The organism is Pseudomonas sp. MC6, assembly GCF_054790575.1.
The window spans coordinates 3,622,209-3,639,864 of the sequence record NZ_CP186504.1; the positions used below are offsets into that span (position 1 = coordinate 3,622,209).

A 17,656-nucleotide genomic window follows, 5' to 3' on the forward strand; every position below is an offset into this window, starting at 1 on the left:
CCGGACGGTTAAAAGCCAAGTCAAAAGATCGCAGCCTGCGGCAGCTCCTACAGAGAAATGCGTTCCCATGTAGGAGCTGCCGCAGGCTGCGATCTTTTTAGAGCATCAAAGGTCAGTGACCATTGCCGGAATGACCACCGGCATGTCCAGCCCCCGGCCCTTTACCGGCCTCGCCTTTGCGCCCGCCTTCAGCCTCATGCCCCGCCGCGGCGGCCGCTTTCTCTGCCTCTTTGCCAAGCTGATCAATTGCCTGCAAATTGCTCTTGCGCACGGTTTCGACAAAGCCCTGATACGGCAGATCCGTCACGCCCACCAGGCCAAAGTGACCATTCTCGCCATCAAGCAGACGCCCGGTCACCGGTTGATCCAGATACTGGAACCAATGCACGCCGACAATCGATGGTTCGTTCAAGGCCTGTTTAAGGAAATTGGCATACGCCGGGCCGCGATCTTCTTCCCTGGCCACTGGCGTGACGCCGCCCCAGAACGGGCCACGATCCGCTGAGCCGAAGTTGAATTCGGTGATCAGTACCGGTTTGTCCAAAGCGCCCAGCGCGGTAAAGTCATAGCCGTCCTGCGGTTTCAGCGTGTACATGTTGAAGCTCAGTACATCGCAATACTGCGCGCAAGAGGCCACGGCTTCCGGGGTACTGATGGCAAAACGGCCGCCAAGCAGCAACTGGTTGGGTGCGTGCCATTTCAGCGAGTCGGAAATGGTTTTGAAGTAAGTGTCGGCGAAAACCTTCTGGAAATATTTGAAGTCCGCCTCGATTTCCGGATGCTCGGGATTCGGCAGCGGTGGCACGAAACCCGGATCCTCCATCAACTCCCACGCCGGCAGATCGATGCCCCAGGCCTTCGACAGCCCCGCCTGATTGCGATACTTGTCGCGCAACTGCTTGAGGAACGCACGCTTGGCCGGTACGTCCGTGGTCATTTTCAACGTGCCATAGGCCAGCGCATAGCGGGATTTCGGATCATCACCGGGGCCGGCCCATGCCAGTTCGTTGTCGGCGTAATAGCCGATCAGCCACGGATCGTCGCGGTGATCGCGGGCGGCGATGGCGACAGCGCGCTCGGTGGCCATGGCGAAACGCGGATCAAACGGATCCGGCATACCACCCCACCAGTCGCTGCCGGTGCTGATGCTGGTGTAGTCGCCGACGATCGACAGCGGCAAGGTGTACGGCACGCGCTCGGCTTCAGTCAGCGAATCGGCACTCCAGTTGCCGACCGTGTTGAAGCCCCAGGCTTGCAGACGATCAAACGTGTGGCTGGCCCACTGTTGCTCATCGACAGTGGCCTTGCACGGCTCGGCAGCCTTTTCTGTCGTTGCTTGTACGGTTTCAGTCTTGGCTGCTTCAGCGACACCGGACTTCGGCTCCGCAGGTACAGACACAGGCTCTGCCGCTTTCACGGCTGCCGTTTCGGCAGCGGCAGACTTGGCTGCTTCTGCTACCCCTGATTTGTTATCACTGTCGGCTTTGCACGGTTCACCGTAGACGCGCTGCAGGTTGGCGCCGTAGAAGTCGTACCAGCGCCCGTTGCCATAACCCCGGCCCTGATCGACACCATTTCCGCCACGGTTGTCACCTTCGCCAAAGTGACTGGCCAAGGGCTCATCCGCTTTGGGCAAGGATTCGAACATGTACTCACGACCGGCCACGTAAGTCTGGTTGACCTGCGGGCTGACGGTGTTCACACCCAACGAGTAAAACGGGTGCCCTTCAGGTGTGACCAGATACCAGCGGCCATCACGCTTTTCAGTTCGGAAGAAACCGCTGGCCTTGAACACCGGGCCTTTGTTCCAGCCGCCAAACTTGTCCAGCGAGGACTTTTCACGCTCGGCCAACCAGGTTTTCAGTTGTTGCTGTTCCTTGGCGGCGGCGGATTTCAGTTGCTCGTCGTTGCTGATCTTTTCCGGCCACTTGCTGCGGGTCGACTGCCCGTACGCATCGACCAGATTGCCGTACACCGCCTGGGTGACCGACTCGCCATCCTGCACACCGAAGCGTTCGAGCAGCAAGCTCTGCGCGACTTTCGGCTGATCCAAAGACAAGCTAACCGAAACCACTTGGCTGCGATCAATCTCACCGCTGCTGCTGGCCAGCAGGATCCGCTGACCATCGACCGTCATTGGCATGGGTGGCCCGGCTTTCATGCCAAGACTCAACGGTGACGATGCGACCAGCGGCACCAACAGGGTTTGCGCAGGACCTGCCGGCAGATCGACGCGGCTGACCAGTGTGCGACCGTCGTTGCTCTGGATTTGCACGTAGACCGTCACAGCCCAGTCCATTGCGCTCTGCAACCGCAGGGTCATCATCCCGGACTGCGACCAGTCCCACGCGCCGGTCTGCGGCGTCAGACGCAAGGTCGGACGGGCCACCGGGTTGAATGTCACCCGCCGCAGCACTTCGCCCTCAGCCGTTTGCTCCGCGTTGGCTTGCGGCAGATCAGCGTTTTCGGTGGCGATTTTCACCACGTCGGCAGGACGGACAAAGTTGAACAGGGTCTGCTGACCCGCAGGCGCCGCGAACAGCGGCGTGGCGAAGATCAAGGCAAATACGGCAGGCAACGAACGGCGGATCATAAGAACGGAGTTCTCCCTAACGACCAACAATGGCCAATGGAAAAGCGATGGCAGAGAGATAGACAACACGGTGGGCAAAACTGCCCACCGTTGTCTCAGGATATTTCACGACGGAAAGGAGGCAACGCATTGAGGATCGCCTTGCCGTAGCGCTGGGTGACCAGGCGCCGATCCAGCAAAGTGATGGTGCCGCGATCTTCTTCGGTACGCAGCAGACGCCCGCAGGCCTGAACCAGCTTCAGCGAAGCATCGGGCACGGAGATTTCCATGAACGGATTGCCACCACGGGCTTCGATCCATTCCGACAGTGCCGCTTCGACCGGATCGTCGGGCACCGAGAACGGGATCTTGGCGATCACCACGTGCTCGCAGTAGGCCCCCGGCAAGTCGACGCCTTCGGCGAAACTGGCGAGACCGAACAGCACACTGGAATCACCGCCATCGACTCGCGCCTTGTGCTTGTTCAGGGTTTCCTGTTTCGACAGGTTGCCTTGAATGAACACCTGCTTGCGCCAGTCGCGGTCAAGACCGTCGAACACGTCCTGCATCTGTTTGCGCGAGGAGAACAGCACCAGCGTACCGCGCGAGCCTTCGACCAGGTCCGGCAACTCACGGATGATCGCCGCCGTGTGTGCGGCGGCATCGCGCGGGTCGGCTTTCAGATCCGGCACGCGCAGCACGCCGGCATCGGCGTGATGGAACGGGCTCGGCACCACAGCGGTGACGGCTTTTTTCGGCAGACCGGCGCGCATGCGGAAACGGTCAAAGGTGCCCAGCGCGGTCAGCGTCGCCGACGTTACGAGGCAACCATACGCGACGTTCCACAGACTACGACGCAAGGTTTCCGCCGCCAGAATCGGGCTGGCATTGACCTCAATGTCGAACAGCGAACCGCTTTCGGCGAGGGTCAGCCAGCGCGCCATCGGCGGGCTGTCTTCCGGGTCTTCGGCGGTGAATGCCGTCCACAGTTCCCAGTTGCCCGAAGCGCGGGACAACAGGCTGCCAAACAGCGGATACCACTCTTCGGCCTGATTGCTGGCGATGCCGATGTTGACCTCACCGTCCATACCTTCCTTGAGCAGGTCGGTCAGACGGGTGAACAGATCGTTGAGGCGCGAAAAGCCCTTCTTCAGCTCGATGCCCATTTCGCGCATGTGCTCGGGAATCACCCCGGCGACAAAACGATGCCGCGGACGTTCACGGCCCTCGACGTCTTCGCCGGGTTTGAAGTCGGCGACCTGCTCGCAGGCGCTGAACATGAACTGTTGCTGTGCCTTGATCTCGCGCGCCAGCTCCGGCACTTGCTCGATCAACTTGCCAAGGTCGCCCGGCAGCGGATGCTGGGCCAGCAGCTTGGTCAGGTTTTTCGCCGTGGTTTCCAGCCAGTCGGCGGTGGAGCGCAAGCGCGTGTAGTGGGCAAAGTGGCCGATCGCCTTGTCCGGCAGGTGGTGACCTTCGTCGAACACGTAAATAGTGTCACGCGGGTCCGGCAGCACAGCGCCGCCGCCCAAGGCCAAGTCAGCCAGGACCATGTCGTGGTTGGTGACGATCACGTCAACCTTGCCCATGCCTTCGCGGGCCTTGTAGAAGGCGCACTGGCCGAAGTTCGGGCAATGACGATTGGTGCACTGGCTGTGATCGGTGGTCAGGCGCGCCCAGTCGGCGTCTTCCAGCGCATTCGGCCAGCTGTCGCGGTCGCCGTCCCATTTATTGCCGGCAAGCTTCTCGATCATGCTGGTGAACAGCTTCTGACTGGCCTCATCGACCTCGATCTTGAAGCCTTCTTCTTCGAACAGCTGGGCGGTGGCGGTCTGCGCGTGGCCTTCCTGCAGCAACATGTCGAGCTTGGACAGGCACATGTAGCGGCCACGGCCCTTGGCCAGGGCAAAGCTGAAGTTCAGCCCACTGTTGCGCATCAGGTCGGGCAAATCCTTGTAGACGATCTGCTCTTGCAGGGCGACGGTCGCGGTGGCGATGACCAAACGTTTGCCGGCGGCTTTGGCCGTGGGGATCGCCGCCATGCTGTAGGCCACGGTCTTGCCGGTACCGGTGCCGGCTTCCACCGCGACAATCGCGGGGTCGCCACTGCGCCGGCCTTCGTCGTCGGTGTCGATATCCCCGAGGACTTTCGCGATTTCAGCGATCATCAGGCGCTGGCCATAACGCGGCTTGAGGCTCTTGGCCTCTAGAAAACGCGAATAGGCGCCCTGGATCGTGGTTTTGAGTTCAGTGCTGATCATGGATTGTCGGGCGCAAAAAACGCTGGATAAATTTTCAGTGGTTTCGGATGGCGGCTATCATACCCCGCTAATTAATCCCGCGCAGAACGGAGTGCCCCAATGACACCTTTTAGCCTCGTTTATCCCCTGCATGTCCTGTCCGCCCTGGTCTGGGTCGGCGGCATGTTTTTCGCCTGGATGGTCCTGCGCCCGGCGGCTGTGAAGGCCCTCGACGGCCCTGCCCGACTGACTTTGTGGGTGGAAGTGTTTCAAGGTTTTTTTCGCTGGGTCTGGGTCGCGGTGATCCTGTTGCCGATCAGCGGCGTGAGCATGTTGCATCTGCAGCAGGTCGGCTTTGAGACCGCGCCGAAGTATGTGCAGGTGATGATGGGCTTGTATGTGGTGATGACGGCGTTGTTTATCCGGATTCAGGGGCTGATGCTGCCGGAGCTGCGTAAAGCGGTGGACGCGAAGGACTGGCCGGCGGGTGCGGCGGTGCTGGGGCGGATTCGCCGGGTGGTGGGGCTTAATCTGATTGTCGGGTTGCTGCTGGTGGCGGTTGCGGCGGCGAGGCCGATGATCTGAAGATGGGGTAAAGATCAAAAGCCCCTCACCCTAGCCCTCTCCCGGAGGGAGAGGGGACTGAATGGGGGATATTGAAGAGTTACGCCGACCTGAAGGATTAGCTTTGAATCCATAATCGACACGGTCGGCCCCCTCTCCCTCAGGGAGAGGGTTAGGTAGGGGGTCTGCCTTTACAGGCGCTGCACAGTCACAGCACCCGCCGCCCCCACCGGCCCGGGCTGGCCATCCGCCCCGGCCTTACCATTCTTGCCGCCATCGGCGCGATACACCAGGCAGCCCTTGGACTGGCCGCCCTTCCCGGCCTTGCCACCAACACCCGCCGGGCCACCGTTGCCGCCCGCCACATTGACCTTGATCAGTTCGGCCGGAAACTCGCGCGGCACTTCAAGACGCACCAGCGCACCCGGTGCGCCCGGTTGGCCGTCGCTGCCGTTACTGCCATCAAAACCGTGCCCGGCCGAGCCATAAGTACAGCCCGGGTCTTCACCGTTGCCGCCATCCAGGCCAACAAAACCCGGTGCGCCGGTGCCGCCACGGGCATCGACCAACAGTTGCGGCGCGTTCAACGCCTTGAATTGCAGATTCAGATTGCGCCCCGCACGGGCGGCTTTTTCATAAGTCCCCGGCGCCCCGCGCGCGGTGATCTGGCTGCCTTCACTGAGTTCGGCGCGGGCCACTTTCAATTCCAGCGCCTGTTCAGCCGGAACGATCGCAATGCGAGCTTCATGGCCAAGACGCAATTCGCCCACGGTCAATTCGGTCACGTTGGCCGGAATCAGCAAGGTGCCGTAATCGGCGACGTCGAGACGTTCGAGCTGCAAGGTGCTGGTGGTATTGGGCAAGCGCATCAGCGAATTGGTTTCGACACTGACCACCTGGGCACAGGCCAACGGACTGATAAATGCAGCGAGCAAGCAGAGTTTACGCATGGGAAGAAGCCTCCGGAGCGGCCGGGGCCGGGATGGTTTGCAGGTGGAAAACGCCAAACAACAGGATGCGACCACGGTCACGCCAAGGGTGCTCACGCCCCTTGAGGCTGCGATTGCACAGCAGCACTTCGAACACATGGATCAGCAACAACAGACCGCCGGCCAGATTGACCAGCAGATGCAGCGGATGTACGAAAGGCACCAGTTGGTTGGCCAGCACCACGCAGCAGAACAGCAGGGTCAACAACCGCCCCAGCCCCCAGAACACTTTCATACGCTCCCCCGTGTTGCGAATTATTCTTTGGGCGCACAGTAACGGCTTCTGCGGGGGATAAGCCAGAGGGATAAATGAAAAAAACCCGATCGCCTGCCAAATGGCTGCCGGGACGACGATGATTATCGCCCGGCAGCTCTAGCCTGCGCCCTACAGACGCGTCCTAACGATTTATATGCAATTCCACACGACGGTTCTGCGCGCGGCCTTCATCGGTGGCGTTATCGGCAACCGGCTCACTCTCGCCACGTCCTTCACTGGTGAGTTTGTTCGGCGCGAGGCCCTGGCTCAGCAGATAAGCGGCGACACTGCTCGCACGCCGTTCCGACAATGCCTGGTTATACGCATCCGATCCTTTGCTGTCGGTGTGACCGATAACCTTGATGCTCACCACGTCGGCATTGCGCAACTTGTCCATCAGCGTATCGAGCTGGGCTTTCGCCGCCGGGGTCAGATCGGACTTGTCGAAATCGAACAACACGTTGCCGGCATCGCTGAGGGTGATGACTTCAGTTTGCGGTGCGGGCTCCGGCACTTTTTCTGTGACCGGGTACTGCGGCAGCGGGCAACCACGGTGATCGACCGGGGTATTTTCCGGGGTGTCCGGGCAACGGTCGCGGCGGTCGAACACGCCGTCGTCGTCTTCATCGCCGTCCTGGGCATAACAGATCAGTCCGCCGGTAAGAATCCCCAGCGCTGCGCCGCCACCGGCCCAGCCAGCGCTTTCGATAGCGCCGAGGCCGCCACCGACCAGTCCGCCGATAACGCTGCAGATCGGCCATGTTCGTTGATTGAGGGGTGCAGTGCCATCGCTGTGGGTGGCGCAACCGGTGAGCAAACTGCCTAGCAGCAGCACCGGCAAGACGGACCTTGAGAAAACAGTCATTGTGAAAGCTCCTGTGTCACCGGCCCATACCGGTTACACAGGAGTAAAGACCCGCATCCGCGACTGCACAAGGCGCGGATGCGAGAGGGGCTTAACGCTGGATTTTGATTTCGGTACGACGGTTTTGCGCGCGACCGTCCGCTGTTTTGTTGTCGGCCACTGGCTGGCTTTCACCCAGACCGGACACCGAAACGAAGCTGGCGCGTGGCACACCTTGCTGGATCAGGTAGTCCACCACCGAGTGCGCACGACGATCCGACAGTTTTTTGTTGTAGGCATCGCTGCCCACACTATCGGTATGACCGGTCACAGTCAGTTGCGCCGTCGAGGATTCCTGTTTCAGGCGGGTGGCGACCTTGTCGAGCACTTGCTTGTCAGGGCCGGTCAGCGTGGCTTTGTCGAACTGGAAGTGCACATCACGGATAACAATGGTTTCTTCCTTGACCACTACAGCTTCTTCGACCACGGGTGCAGGCGTTGGTGGAGGGCAACCGTCAGCGTCGACCTGTACGCCTTTAGGCGTGCCCGGGCACTTGTCGCGACTGTCCGGCACACCATCGCCGTCTTCGTCGCCATCACCGTGAACCCAGCAATAGGCCGCTGCCGTGCCACCGATCAGCAACGCACCGTAGCCGGCCCATGCCGAACTTTCGGTTGCGCCGAGACCGGCACCGACGACACCACCGACCGCCGCACAGGTCGGCCAGTCGGTTTTCTGCAAACCTGCGCAACCAGTCAACACACTGGTTAGCAGAATCAAAGGTAATGCTGTCCGAACTATGCTCATCTGGTTTTCTCCTGAGGGATCGGCTTAAAACCGATTCAGGGAGTAAAGACCGGAGTTTTAATCTCCGCCAGCAATAGGCCATGCCTGTTTGCGACCGTGTTCACAGGACTTTGGCGCAATCGCCGGTAACTGGCGGAACCGGGCACTTTGCCGACATCGTCAGGCAGGCTAGTCTTGGCGGTCTGATTGAGGAGCTTTGATGAACGTCGCCATTTCTTCCCGCACGCCGCAACAGGCGTTGGCCGCTTTGCTGGATCGCTACGCCCCGGCGCGTCTGCTGCTGATTGGCGCCAGCGAATTTCCAGCCCTGAGCGCCTTTAAAGAGGCACATCCAGACACCGTCGTGGCCCATGCCGCGCCGGGCGCACTGCCTGCCGAACTGGCGGCACAGCGTTTCGATCTGGCGCTGGTGGTCGATTGTCTGGAACATTTGCCCAAGCGCGACGGCCTGAACCTGTTGGGCGGGATTCGCAATCTCAACGCCAACCGCATCGCTGTGCTGGCAGACCTGTCGGCCAGCGGCTGGCAGGAAACCGACTTCTATTCACTGGCGTTGCAAGCCAGTGAACGTTTTCAACGCGACGATCAAGTGCTGACCCTGTTCACCTACGATCTGCTTGACTACAAACAAGTCCCCGACTGGCTCAATTCACGGTTCTGGGCCAATCCGGAAAACTTCGGGAAATACTGGTGGTAATGCAATGAGTACAGCCATTTGTCCTTGCGGCAGCGGCAATCTGCTGGAGGCCTGCTGCGGCCATTATCACGACGGCCATCCGGCGCCGTGCGCCGAAGCCTTGATGCGTTCGCGCTATAGCGCGTATGTGCTGGGTTTGATCGATTACCTTGTGGCGACCACCCTGCCCGCTCAGCAAACGGGGCTGGATCGCCAGTCGATCAGCAACTGGAGCGCGCAGAGTACCTGGCTCGGCCTTGAGGTGGAGAGTTCGGAAGTCTTTGGCGGTCAGCCGGAGCACGCCTTCGTCACCTTTACTGCGCGCTGGCACGACGATCAGGGTGAACACAGCCATCGCGAACGCTCATCGTTTGTGCAGAATGCCGGGCGTTGGTACTTCATTGATCCGACGGTGCAATTGAAATTGGGGCGCAATGACAGTTGCCCGTGCGCCAGCGGGCAGAAGTTCAAGAAGTGCTGTGCAGGGTATTTCGGCGCCTGATGTTGAAGATCAAAAGATCGCAGCCTGCGGCAGCTCCTACACAGGATTTGCGTTTCCCCTGTAGGAGCTGCCGAAGGCTGCGATCTTTTAGCGTCTAGACTGGCAGCAAAGGGAGTTAAACCATGCTAAGTCGTCGGCGCACCTGCCAATGCTTCATTCTGATGCTGGTCCTCAACCTCGGCGGTTGCGCGTCGTGGTTCAGCGATGACAGCGTCGACCCCGCCGTGCATCTGGTGAAAGTCGAAGTGGTGCGCGCCAAACTGCTCGAACAGAAATTCATCCTGCACTTTCGCATCGACAACCCCAACGACAGCGACCTGACCGTGCGCGGGCTGGAATATCGCATTCATCTGGCGGACATATTGCTGGCTGAGGGCGAGCATGAACACTGGTTCACCGTCGGGCCCAAGCGCAGCGCCTATTTCAAAGTGCCGATCCGCACCAACCTCTGGCCGAAGGTAAAAGACGTGGTGAAAATGCTGAAAAATCCGAACCAGCAGATTCCCTATCGTTTGCAGGGCGAAATGGAAACCGGTTTATTCATCGCCCACTACGTGCACCTTGAGCGCAATGGCGTGATAATCCCCGCCGATTTAATTCCGGAGCAACACCGATGACCCAGCAACCTCATGTCCATGGCCCTGACTGCAACCACGATCATGACCATCATCACGACCATGACCACGGCCATGTTCACGGCCCGAACTGCGGCCACGCCCACCAGGAACCGGTGCGCAACGCCCTGAAAGACGTCGGCCGCAACGACCCTTGCCCATGCGGCAACGGCAAGAAATTCAAGAAGTGCCACGGGGCGTGATGCCTGGGGCGAAGACCCTCTTCGCCTGACCCACCGCCTTCGCGAGCAGGCTCGCTCCCACAGTCAATCGAGTTCCTTCAGTTGCAATGCAATCCCTGTAGGAGTGAGCCTGCTCGCGAAAGAGCCGGCACATGCAACATCGTTGGCGTCTGACAGACTGCTATCGCGAGCAGGCTCACTCCTACATTTGATCTGCGCCGGTCACAGGTTTTGTGCCCACCGCGGTCCTTGTGGGAGCGAGCCTGCTCGCGAAGGGGCCGGTGTATACGGCGAAGTTATTTCAGCCGGCCACCAGAATCTGTGCAGCACTGACCACCGTCGCATACTCCCCGTGTAAATTCCCCAGCGACATCCCGTGCACCTCTTCAGCCGTTCGCAACGTGCCGAAATAGTCGGCCTTGTCGAAGGTGAAGCACGCATCCTCCGCCACCCAAGCCGCAAACTCCAGATTCCCCGCCGTGCGCGCTGTCGACTCAACCGAGTTATTGGTCGCCACGCCGACGATGACCAACTGCCCGATGCCCGCCTCACGCAACCGCGCCTCTAATCCGGTGGCACAAAATGCATCCGGCACCTGCTTCTGAATCAGCCATTCGCCGTCCTGCGGCAAAAACCTCTCCTGAAACTCCACCCCTTCCTGCTCCGGACCAAAACACCGAATCCGGTTCACGCGACAGATGTTGCACATGAATCACCGGCCTTGTGCTACGCCGCCACAGCCCCAGCAGATCAAGAATTCGCTCCTCCGCCTGCGGATTATTCCTTCGGCCCAAACGCGGCTCGAGGATGCCTTTTTGCTGGTCGATGATGATCAGTGCAGCGTTGGCCTGCAGCTCCATGGCGATTTTTCTCACGCGGGTCATTGAATTCTGCGCAGTTCAGCATCACCTCTTCCTGTTAAGCAAGCTATCGAACGCACACGGGACGACCTGACGCCGGCGTTTGCTGTCCGCACGCAAGTCCATTTCAGCTTTGGAGTTTTCCATGATCGACCTGTATTACTGGACCACCCCCAACGGCCACAAGATCTCCCTGCTCCTCGAAGAAGCCGGCCTGCCGTACAACGTGCACCCGATCAACATCAGCCAAGGTGAGCAGTTCCAGCCGCACTTTCTGAAAATCGCCCCGAACAACCGTATCCCGGCCATCGTCGACCACACGCCTGCCGATGGTGGTGAGCCGTTGTCGCTGTTCGAATCCGGGGCAATCCTGCTGTATCTGGCGGAGAAGACCGGGAAGTTTCTGCCCAAAGACCTGCGCGGTCGGCAAACGGCGTTGCAATGGCTGTTCTGGCAAATGGGTGGCCTCGGGCCGATGGCCGGGCAGAATCACCACTTCAGCCAGTTCGCCCCGGAGAAAATCCCCTACGCGATCAAGCGCTACATCGACGAGACCGCACGGTTGTACGGCGTGTTGAACAAGCAGTTGGCCGAGAACGAATTCGTTGCGGGCAACGAGTACAGCATTGCCGACATGGCGATTTATCCGTGGATCGTCTCGCACAAATGGCAGAGCCAGAATCTCGAAGACTTCCCGCATGTGCAGCGCTGGTTCAACCACATCAAGGATCGCCCGGCGACAGTGAAGGCCTACGCGTTGGTGCAGAAAATCAATCCACCGAAGGCTTGATTGAACGGCAAAAGATCGCCGCCCTCGGCAGCTCCTACAGGGGAATGCATGCTTATGCAGGAGCTGCCGCAGGCTGCGATCTTTTCCATTCGACAGAAATACGCAAATAACCCCCGCCCCCGCTTGCGCGGCCACCTCCTGCTCACTAACGTAGCGCCTTTACTGACGCTACCCCCCGCAGGAGCTTTGCCATGGCCTCGCCAGCCCTTACTCATTTTCTTCCCCGGTTCGGCGTTGCCGCAGCAGTGGCCGGTGTTTTGGGCCTGTCCGGTTGCCAGACCTGGAACGCTCAGGACACCCTCCCGCCGACCTCCGGCGTGCAACCGCTCAAGGGCCTGGCGCAGAACGTGTCGGTACGACGCAATGCCATGGGCATGCCGTTGATCGAAAGTCATACTTTCCACGACGCGCTGTTCAGCCTCGGCTATGTGCACGCCAGCGACCGCATCAACCAGATGGTCACCCTGCGCCTGCTCGCTCAGGGCCGTCTGGCGGAAATGTCCGGCGCGTCGATGCTCGATGCCGACCGCTACATGCGCGCGGTCAATCTGAAGAAAAGCGCCGACGAGCTGTATAAAGCCTCGTCGCCACGCCTCAAGCGCTTCTTCGAAGTCTATGCGCGGGGCGTCAACGCCTACCTGTTCCGCTACGCCGACAAGTTGCCGGGCGACCTCGCCTCCAGCGGCTACAAGCCTGAGTACTGGAAACCGGAAGACTCGGCGCTGATTTTCGCCCTGCTGAATTTCAGCCAGTCGGCCAACCTGCCGGAAGAGATTTCCTCGCTGGTGCTCGCGCAAACCGTCACCAGCGACAAACTCGCCTGGCTGACGCCGTCCGCCCCCGACGAGAACCTGCCACTGGCCGAGGCCGACAAGCTGCAAGGCCTCAAGCTCAACGGGCAGATCCCGGGGCTGACCGAGCTGAGCAGCGCCAGCCAGCAACTGTCGGCGCTGAACCTGCTCGGCACCTCGTCTTCAAACAACTGGGCGATCGCCCCGCAACGCAGCCGCAGCGGCAAGAGCCTGCTGGCCAGCGACGCCCATGGCCCGCTCGCCGCGCCGTCGCTGTGGAGTTTTGTGCAGATCCGCGCACCGAAATATCAGGCCGCCGGCGTTACCGTGGCCGGTTTGCCGATGGTCCTCGGTGGTTTCAACGGCAAAGTGGCGTGGAGCATGACCAGCGTGCTCGGCGACAACCAGGATCTGTTCCTGGAAAAAATCCGCCGTCAGGGCAGCAGTTTGACCTATGAGGTCAACGGCAAATGGCAACCGCTGGGCGTGCGCAACGAAACCTACTTCGTCAAAGGTCAGCGACCGGTACGCGAAGCGGTCTATGAAACCCGCCACGGCGCGTTGCTCAACAGTGCCCAGGCAGCGGCGCAAGGCAGCGGTTTCGGTCTGGCCCTGCAAACGCCGAGCTTCACCGACGACAAGTCGCTGGATGCGTTTTTTGACCTGACCCGTGCGCAAACAGTTGAACGTGCCTCGGATGCCAGCCGGGAAATCCGCGCCATCGCCCTGAATCTGGTGTTCGCTGATGCGAGCAATATTGGCTGGCAAGTCACCGGGCGCTTCCCCAACCGTCGAGAAGGCGAAGGTTTGCTGCCGTCGCCGGGCTGGGAAGGTCGTTATGACTGGGACGGTTACGCCGACCCGATGCTGCACCCGTACGATCAGGACCCGGCGCAAGGCTGGCTCGGCACCGCCAACCAGCGCGTGATCCCGCACGGTTACGGCATGCAGTTGTCGAACTCGTGGGCCGCACCGGAGCGTGGCGAACGTCTGGCGGAGCTGGCTGGCAGCGGCAAACACGACAGCCGCAGCGTGATCGCCATGCAATACGACCAGACCACCACCTTCGCCGCCAAGTTGAAGAAAGTCTTCGACGCGCCAGGCATGAAGCAGCCGCTGAAACAGGCGATCGATGCCTTGCCGGAAGCGGATCGCAGCAAGGCGCGCGAAGCGTTCACGCGGTTGATGGCATTCGATGGCAAGCTCAGCCCGACCTCGGCGGATGCGGCGATCTATGAGTTGTTCCTGCAGGAAAGCATGAAGCATATCTTCCTCGATGAGCTTGGCCCGGAATCGAGCCCGGCGTGGAAAGCGTTTATCGCCAATGGTGATTTGTCTTACGCGGCGCAGGCCGATCATCTGTTGGAGCGTGAAGACAGCCCGTTCTGGGACGACATCCGCACGCCGCAGAAAGAAGACAAAGCGGTGATTCTTGCCCGCAGCTTTGCCGCAGCGATCAACGCTGGCGACAGTCAGTTGGGCGGCGATCACCGCGCCTGGCAGTGGGGCAAGTTGCACAGTTATACGTGGAAAAACAGCAATGGCCAGACCGTGCGCGGGCCGCTGGCGGCCGGTGGCGATCACACGACGTTGAACACTGCAGCGTTCCCTTGGGGTCAGGACTTCACAACCTCGCGCGCGCCGTCGATGCGCTTTATCGTCGACTTCGGCCAGGCTGAGCCACTGATGGGGCAGAACGGTACGGGGCAATCGGGGAACCCGGTGAGTCCGCATTACCTCAATGGCATTGATGCGTGGTTGAAGGGGCAGTACATCGGTTTGCCGATGCAGCCGCAGAATTTTGACCGGGTCTACGGCAAAACTCGTTTGACCCTTACTCCTGGCAAATAAGCTGAACGTCAAAAGCCCCCCTAACCCTCTCCCTGAGGGAGAGGGGACTGATTGGGGGTTGCTGCAGGTCTACGCCGACCTGAAGGAGTTGTACCGAATCCGGAGTTAACTCGGTTCGCGCGTTGCCGAATCCATAATCGGCGCGGTTTTTCAGGTCGATGTCACTCGCCAGACGCCTCGGTCGGCCCCCTCTCCCTCTGGGAGAGGGCTGGGGTGAGGGTTGCTCTTCAAAGTCGATAGAACTTCCGGACACGCGCCAGCCTCATAGCTAACAAGCCCCCCATTCCTGGTAACGACATGGACCTTGTTATCGCCCGCCCCGAAGGTCTCTATTGCCCCGCCGGGGATTTCTATATTGACCCCTGGCGCCCCGTCGAGCGCTCGGTGATCACCCATGCCCACGGCGATCACGCCCGCACCGGCAACCAGCATTACCTGTCCAGCAGCGCCAGCGAAGGGATTCTGCGCGCGCGACTCGGGCAAGACATCAATCTGCAAACCCTCGCCTACGGCCAACGCCTGACCCATCACGGCGTCACCTTGAGTTTTCATCCCGCCGGTCACGTGCTCGGTTCGGCGCAAGTGCGTTTGGAATACGGCGGCGAAGTCTGGGTCGCGTCAGGGGATTACAAGATCGAACCCGACGGCACCTGCGCCCCGTTCGAACCGGTGCGCTGCCACACGTTCATTACCGAATCGACCTTCGGCCTGCCGATCTATCGCTGGCAGCCGCAGGCGCAGGTGTTCGGCGAGATCAATCAGTGGTGGGCAGCCAACATCGCCGCCGGCAAGGCCAGCGTGTTGTTCTGCTACTCGTTTGGCAAAGCCCAGCGGATTCTCCATGGCATCGACGAAAGCCTCGGCCCGATCCTCAGCCACGGCGCGGTCGAGCCGCTGAACCGTGTCTATCGCGACGCTGGCGTGTATCTGCCGCCGACGATCTACGCGGGAGACGTGAAGAAAAGCGACCCGATCATGCGTCAGGCACTGGTCATCGCCCCGCCCTCGGCAGGAGGTAGCACCTGGATGCGCCGATTTGGCGAGTACAGCGACGCATTTGCCAGCGGCTGGATGCGTTTGCGCGGCACCCGCCGGCGGCGCGGTGTCGATCGCGGTTTCGTCCTCTCCGATCACGCCGACTGGCCCGGCCTGCTGTGGGCCATCGAGCAGACCGGCGCGGAACGCGTGATGGTCACCCACGGCTCGATTGGCGTGCTGGTGCGGCATCTGCGCGAACAGGGTCTGGATGCCCAGGGCTTCAACACCGAATACGGCGATGACGAAGAAGAAAACCTCGCCACCGAACCGACCATCGCCGAGATGCCCGCATGAAAGCATTCGCCGAGTTGTACGCTGAACTCGACGCGACCACGTCAAGCAACGCCAAACTGGCGGCGATGCAGACTTACTTCGCCCAGGCTGAACCGCATGACGCCGCGTGGGCGGTGTACTTTCTCTCCGGTGGCCGCCCCCGGCAACTGGTGCCGGTGAGAATCCTGCGCGAACTGGCTGTCGAGATTTCAGGCCTGGAGCCGTGGTTGTTCGAGGAAAGCTATCAAGCAGTCGGCGACCTCGCGGAAACCATTTCGCTGGTGCTCGCGGAAAACCGGTACAGCTCTGACGCCGGTCTCGCCGAATGGATCGAAGAAAAACTGCTGCCGCTGCGTGGTGAAACTCCGGAGTTCTTAAGCCGACAACTGCCGGCCCTGTGGGCGCAACTGGATCGATCAAGCCTGATGCTGTGCATCAAACTGATCACCGGCAGTTTCCGCGTTGGCGTCTCGAAACTGCTGGTCACCCGTGCCTTGGCGTCGATGGCCGGGCTGGACAGCAAACGCGTGGCGCAGCGTTTGGTGGGTTACACCGATCTGTCGAACCGACCGAGCGCCGCCAGCTACCTGAAACTGATCGCCCCGGAATCCAGCGATGAACATGCCCAGCGCGGCGGTCAACCGTACCCGTTCTTCCTCGCCCATGCCTTGTCGCAACCGGTGGAAGAATTCGAAGCCCTGATTGGTTCGGCCAGCGACTGGCAGATTGAATGGAAATGGGATGGCATCCGCGCACAAGTGGTCAAGCGTGAAGGCCGGCTGTGGATCTGGTCGCGGGGCGAAGAACTGGTGACCGAGCGTTTTCCCGAATTGGATGTGCTGGTACACGGCTTGCCCGACGGTACGGTGATCGACGGCGAAATCGTTGTGTGGAAAAGCACGCATCCGCGCACTGAAGACGCATTCGATCCGCAATCGACCGAGCCGCCGGCCGTGCAGCCCTTCGCTCTGCTGCAACAACGCATTGGCCGCAAGACTCTCGACAAGAAAATCCTCGAAGAGGTGCCGGTGGTGGTACTCGCCTACGACTTGCTCGAATGGCAGGGCGAAGACTGTCGCAACCAGCCGCAAGCGAAACGTCGGGCGCAACTGGAAGCGGTCATTGCGCGCTGCAACAGCCCGGTGCTGCTGGCCTCACCGGTGCTGACCGGCACTGATTGGTTCGACCTCGCCCGCCAACGCGAGTCTTCGCGGCGACTGGGTGTCGAGGGAATGATGCTCAAGGCGCGGGATTCGCTGTATGGCGTGGGGCGAACCAAGGACATGGGCGTTTGGTGGAAGTGGAAAGTCGATCCGTTCAGCGTCGATGCGGTGCTGATTTACGCCCAGCGCGGGCATGGCCGGCGGGCCAGTCTGTACAGCGATTACACCTTTGCCGTGTGGGACGGCCCGCCCGATTCGAGTCAGCGCGCGCTGGTGCCGTTTGCCAAGGCGTATTCGGGGCTGACCGATGAGGAAATGCGTCAGGTCGACAGCATTGTGCGCAAGACCACGGTGGAGAAATTTGGCCCGGTCAGCAGTGTGAAGCCGAGTCTGGTGTTTGAACTGGGCTTCGAAGGTATTGCCCTGTCACGCCGACACAAGAGCGGGATTGCCGTGCGGTTTCCGCGAATGCTGCGCTGGCGACAGGACAAGACCGTGGATGAAGCGGATAGCTTGGCCACTTTGCAGGACCTGCTGGCCTGACCCCTTTTCCCGGCACAACACATGACGCGGCCACAAATCGGTGCACGCTTTGTGCAATGCCCATTTCCGTACACTCAGTTCCCCTCGCCCCTCCCCGCCC

The 17,656-nt window shown here is 60.7% G+C and carries 15 protein-coding genes and 1 pseudogene; 9 read left to right on the forward strand and 7 right to left on the reverse strand.

Going from position 1 to position 17,656, the window contains the following annotated elements:
* Nucleotides 1-112 precede the first annotated feature (112 nt).
* Both ACOYXE_RS16230 and dinG read right to left on the reverse strand, forming a co-directional pair.
* Nucleotides 113-2,593: a beta-agarase gene (locus ACOYXE_RS16230; RefSeq protein ID WP_405122202.1), complete on the reverse strand. Its 2,481-nt coding sequence runs from the start codon at nt 2,591-2,593 to the stop codon at nt 113-115.
* 95 nt (nt 2,594-2,688) lie between these two features.
* On the reverse strand, nt 2,689-4,833 hold the full coding sequence (dinG, locus tag ACOYXE_RS16235) for an ATP-dependent DNA helicase DinG (protein WP_102902682.1): 2,145 nt from the start codon (nt 4,831-4,833) through the stop codon (nt 2,689-2,691).
* A 99-nt stretch (nt 4,834-4,932) separates the two neighbouring features.
* On the opposite strand from dinG, the gene ACOYXE_RS16240 reads away from it, so the two are divergent.
* Nucleotides 4,933-5,397, forward strand: a complete 465-nt coding sequence (locus ACOYXE_RS16240; RefSeq protein ID WP_160056377.1) for a CopD family protein — start codon at nt 4,933-4,935, stop codon at nt 5,395-5,397.
* A gap of 170 nt (nt 5,398-5,567) precedes the next feature.
* Here the strand turns inward: ACOYXE_RS16240 and ACOYXE_RS16245 are convergent, their stop codons facing one another.
* The 4 genes from ACOYXE_RS16245 to ACOYXE_RS16260 all read right to left on the reverse strand — a co-directional run bounded on the left by ACOYXE_RS16245 (nt 5,568) and on the right by ACOYXE_RS16260 (nt 8,273).
* The gene (locus ACOYXE_RS16245; RefSeq protein WP_160056375.1) at nt 5,568-6,326 is read right to left on the reverse strand and encodes a collagen-like protein; all 759 of its coding nucleotides are present in this window, start codon (nt 6,324-6,326) and stop codon (nt 5,568-5,570) included.
* Nucleotides 6,319-6,600, reverse strand: coding sequence for a DUF1145 domain-containing protein (locus tag ACOYXE_RS16250; protein ID WP_077571401.1), 282 nt, complete (start codon nt 6,598-6,600; stop codon nt 6,319-6,321). The genes ACOYXE_RS16245 and ACOYXE_RS16250 overlap by 8 nt, the downstream gene beginning before the upstream one ends.
* 163 nt (nt 6,601-6,763) lie before the next feature.
* The gene (locus tag ACOYXE_RS16255) at nt 6,764-7,486 is read right to left on the reverse strand and encodes an OmpA family protein (RefSeq protein ID WP_160056373.1); all 723 of its coding nucleotides are present in this window, start codon (nt 7,484-7,486) and stop codon (nt 6,764-6,766) included.
* A gap of 91 nt (nt 7,487-7,577) precedes the next feature.
* A complete protein-coding gene (locus tag ACOYXE_RS16260; RefSeq protein WP_160056371.1) occupies nt 7,578-8,273 on the reverse strand; it encodes an OmpA family protein in 696 nt (231 codons plus the stop codon).
* A gap of 199 nt (nt 8,274-8,472) precedes the next feature.
* Here ACOYXE_RS16260 and ACOYXE_RS16265 point away from each other — a divergent pair, with 199 nt between their 5' ends.
* The 4 genes from ACOYXE_RS16265 to ACOYXE_RS16280 all read left to right on the forward strand — a co-directional run bounded on the left by ACOYXE_RS16265 (nt 8,473) and on the right by ACOYXE_RS16280 (nt 10,268).
* The gene (locus tag ACOYXE_RS16265; protein WP_460926290.1) at nt 8,473-8,970 is read left to right on the forward strand and encodes a DUF6231 family protein; all 498 of its coding nucleotides are present in this window, start codon (nt 8,473-8,475) and stop codon (nt 8,968-8,970) included.
* A gap of 4 nt (nt 8,971-8,974) precedes the next feature.
* The gene (locus ACOYXE_RS16270; RefSeq protein ID WP_160056367.1) at nt 8,975-9,451 is read left to right on the forward strand and encodes a YchJ family protein; all 477 of its coding nucleotides are present in this window, start codon (nt 8,975-8,977) and stop codon (nt 9,449-9,451) included.
* A 122-nt stretch (nt 9,452-9,573) separates the two neighbouring features.
* Nucleotides 9,574-10,068, forward strand: a complete 495-nt coding sequence (locus ACOYXE_RS16275; RefSeq protein ID WP_160056365.1) for an LEA/WHy family protein — start codon at nt 9,574-9,576, stop codon at nt 10,066-10,068.
* Nucleotides 10,065-10,268, forward strand: a complete 204-nt coding sequence (locus tag ACOYXE_RS16280) for an SEC-C metal-binding domain-containing protein (protein WP_003198420.1) — start codon at nt 10,065-10,067, stop codon at nt 10,266-10,268. Before ACOYXE_RS16275 ends, ACOYXE_RS16280 begins: the two co-directional genes overlap by 4 nt.
* Nucleotides 10,269-10,548: 280 nt before the next feature.
* Here the strand turns inward: ACOYXE_RS16280 and ACOYXE_RS16285 are convergent.
* Nucleotides 10,549-11,107: pseudogene (locus ACOYXE_RS16285) on the reverse strand (cysteine hydrolase family protein).
* A 145-nt stretch (nt 11,108-11,252) separates the two neighbouring features.
* Here ACOYXE_RS16285 and ACOYXE_RS16290 point away from each other — a divergent pair.
* From ACOYXE_RS16290 to ACOYXE_RS16305, 4 genes are all read left to right on the forward strand, one after another.
* Complete coding sequence (locus tag ACOYXE_RS16290; protein ID WP_460926291.1) at nt 11,253-11,897, forward strand: glutathione binding-like protein; 645 nt, start codon at nt 11,253-11,255, stop codon at nt 11,895-11,897.
* Nucleotides 11,898-12,088: 191 nt separating this feature from the next.
* Nucleotides 12,089-14,539: a penicillin acylase family protein gene (locus ACOYXE_RS16295; protein ID WP_460926292.1), complete on the forward strand. Its 2,451-nt coding sequence runs from the start codon at nt 12,089-12,091 to the stop codon at nt 14,537-14,539.
* 297 nt (nt 14,540-14,836) lie between these two features.
* Nucleotides 14,837-15,871 carry a ligase-associated DNA damage response exonuclease gene (locus ACOYXE_RS16300; protein ID WP_460926293.1) on the forward strand — a complete coding sequence of 345 codons (1,035 nt, stop codon included), beginning with the start codon at nt 14,837-14,839 and terminating at the stop codon, nt 15,869-15,871.
* The gene (locus ACOYXE_RS16305; RefSeq protein WP_460926294.1) at nt 15,868-17,556 is read left to right on the forward strand and encodes an ATP-dependent DNA ligase; all 1,689 of its coding nucleotides are present in this window, start codon (nt 15,868-15,870) and stop codon (nt 17,554-17,556) included. Before ACOYXE_RS16300 ends, ACOYXE_RS16305 begins: the two co-directional genes overlap by 4 nt.
* Nucleotides 17,557-17,656 lie beyond the last annotated feature (100 nt).